Here is a 3,010-nt window from a genome sequence, read left to right as displayed (position 1 = left end):
TAATATTATTAAGGTGTCGAATCTTAAATAATACTGGGGGTCTTTTATATGCAATTTAATACTACTAGATATATAAACGAAAATCAAGATGTTGAAACACTGAAAGATGTGTCTAAGAGTGGTAAAGAACGTCCTTGGAGAGAAAAGAAAATAGATAATGTGAGCTATGCAGATATTCTTGAAATTTTAAAAATAAAGAAAGCCCATAATGTTAGAGAGTGTGGCAATATCTTGGAATTCAAACCAACAGAAGAAGGGTATCTTAAATTACATAAAGCGTGGTTTTGTAAATCAAAACTTTGTCCTATTTGTAATTGGAGGAGAGCTATGAAAAATAGTTATCAAGCCCAAAAAATCATCGGTGAAGTGATTAAAGAAAAGCCTAAATCTCGATGGTTATTTTTAACTTTATCAACTCGTAATGCTGTAGATGGCAAAACATTAGAAGAGAGTTTGACTGAAATGACTAAAGCATTTCATAAGTTGTTTAAATATAAAAAAGTAAGTAATAACTTAATTGGTTTTATGCGTTCAACAGAGGTAACTGTTAATCATAAAGATGGTAGTTATAATCAGCACATGCATGTACTACTATGTGTAGAATCAAAATACTTTAGAGGTGCTGAAAATTATATTTCTCAAGAAGAATGGGTTAAGTTATGGCAAAAAGCACTTAAGGTTAGCTATAAACCTGTAGCAAATATTAAAGCAATCAAGCCGAATAAAAAAGGCGATTCAGATATACAAGCAGCAATTAAAGAGACATCAAAATATTCGGTGAAGTCATCAGATTATTTAACAGGAGACAAAGAAAAAGATACAGAGATTGTGAGTGATTTAGAACAAGGTTTGTATCGGAAGCGTATGTTAAGTTATGGCGGTTTATTGAAAAAGAAACATAAAGAAATGAATTTGGATGATGCTGAAGAGGGTAATCTCATTCATACAAATGACGATGAAAAAGTAACGGATGAAGAAGCACAAGCATATTCGATTACGGCAATTTGGAATTTTGAAAAACAAAATTATTACTTGAAGAATTTGTAATGCTAGCTGATCGGCTAGCATTTTTTATGCTGGTTTTAAATTTGATATTTAAGCGTTTCATACAAAAAATACAAAAAAATGAATAGTCTATATATTCCAAGAGCTTGGAAATTTAGAATATTTGTATTCCAGACCTTTGATAAAGCCTGTTAAATCAATGAAAAAAATATTCCAGTGGAAGCCCCGAGCGGTATTTATGTAAAATGTTGCATTCTATGTAATTATACACTTTTTTGTTTTGCAAGTTTAAGAATACGGATTAACTTCAATTGCTTTAATATCAAGGCTTTTAATGTTGTTTGCATGAGCAAATGAGTGCAATGAATGTTAGGAAAATCTTTCAGCTATGCTGAATACCACCAGGGGTGGTACTGGATTTCCTTATGCTCATGCCAAATATTCTACGCAAATATTCTATTTTTTTGATGATGTATATTTGATGTATAAATCAAGAAGGTATATTTTTCTGTTATAAGCTCATATTTGCGTTTTAAATGCTTATATTGGAACTTGAGTATAAAAACATAAGAAATACAGAGTTTGCTCTAAATACCCCCTTAAAATTCAAAATAAAGGCATTTAAAATTTAAATAGTTCTTGTGATAAAGTTTGTTGAAAAAGGAGGTAGGCATATGGGGATTTTCGCTTTTATATTGTTTTGTTGTCTTTTTGGTTATCTGATAATTACTCGCTCTAGAAAAAAGTAGACTACGCATTTATGCCGAGAAAATTTATTGATCAATGAGAAGAACCCTTAACTAAACTTGAAGACGAATGTCGGCATAGCGTGAGCTATTAAGCCGACGATTCGACAAGTTTAGGGTTTGTTAAGGGTTCAGAGGCTCGTTGTCAATAAAGCAATTGGAATAAAGTAATAAGGAACATTTAAGGATTAACAAAAAAGTGTTAGAGGTTACTTACAAAACCTAAAAAGAATATTTATATAGCATAATTAAATGATATATACAACACTTTTATTTAATTATGCTTATGATAACTTGGATATAGATTTAAAAGGAGGTTTTTTATGCAGAAGAAAATGTTATTTGTTTTTGTCTCGTTAGTATGTACTTTAGCTTTTGTAATTTCTCCTTATGCTAATGCTGAAGTACAGAAGCAGGAAGAAGAAAAAGAGATTGAAAAAGTGGCACAGGAATTAGAATACTACTTTGGAGATAGCGAAGTTAAAGATGAAGAAGGCAATATTGTTTCTTATGATTATCAAAAATTAAAAACTAAATTTACAGAAGAGCAGCAACAAGAACTTGATAAAATTGAAGAAGAAAAAAGGAGTATTGCTGGAACAGCAGTTAGAGCTTGTCCTACACAAGAAGCATGTCAGAATGTTACTGATAATACAGAATGCGTAATCAATTCACTTAATATTTTTGATACTTTAGGACCGACTGCTATTGCTGAAATCGCGCAAGCTATCCAAGCTGGACAGTATGGAGTTGCTGGAACAAAACTAGTTAAGATGGGCGTTAAAGGCGGAGCATATGGTATAGCAGGATCTCTAGCTTGGGCTGTTGGTAAGTGTATGGCTAATGGAAATCCTACAAATGGAGTATAATCTAACTTCTCATCGGAGTTGAAAGGATTTTATATGACGTATTTTACAGATGCAAATCCAATATTTTATTTAGCGAGTACTTTTTTCTCGATTTTTCTTAATACATTAATTATGGGCACACTTACAAAAAATATATCCAAAACTAGTTATAGAATCTTAGCTAACATAGTGATTGGTTTACCTTTAGTGATTGTTCTTTATATCTTAATATTTATTCTTTTAAAAACATTGTTTTAAAAACGAAAAAATGCGGAGCAATTTTTGAGTTTCTTCTTGTCTTGATACTATTAGAAATAATTATCTTTTTAAAAATAGGCTATAACCCTTGATGCTAAGGGAATATAGCCTATTTTTAATGTATAAAGAAAATTTGACATGAAAAAGCCCCAG

General features: G+C 31.0%; 2 protein-coding genes. Both read left to right on the top strand.

Features of this window, described 5'->3' with window-relative positions; genetic code table 11:
• Positions 1 to 48: 48 nt before the first annotated feature.
• On the top strand, positions 49 to 1,047 hold the full coding sequence (locus ACFCT9_RS13015; protein WP_105980586.1) for a protein rep: 999 nt from the start codon (positions 49 to 51) through the stop codon (positions 1,045 to 1,047).
• A gap of 1,027 nt (positions 1,048 to 2,074) precedes the next feature.
• Positions 2,075 to 2,620, top strand: coding sequence for a hypothetical protein (locus ACFCT9_RS13010; protein WP_023016339.1), 546 nt, complete (start codon positions 2,075 to 2,077; stop codon positions 2,618 to 2,620).
• The last annotated feature ends 390 nt before the right edge of the window (positions 2,621 to 3,010 follow it).

The organism is Staphylococcus simulans (assembly GCF_047037175.1).
Lineage (GTDB): Bacteria > Bacillota > Bacilli > Staphylococcales > Staphylococcaceae > Staphylococcus > Staphylococcus simulans_C.
The sequence above is the reverse complement of the archived record's forward strand: the minus strand, read 5'-3'. Positions and strand labels throughout refer to the sequence as shown.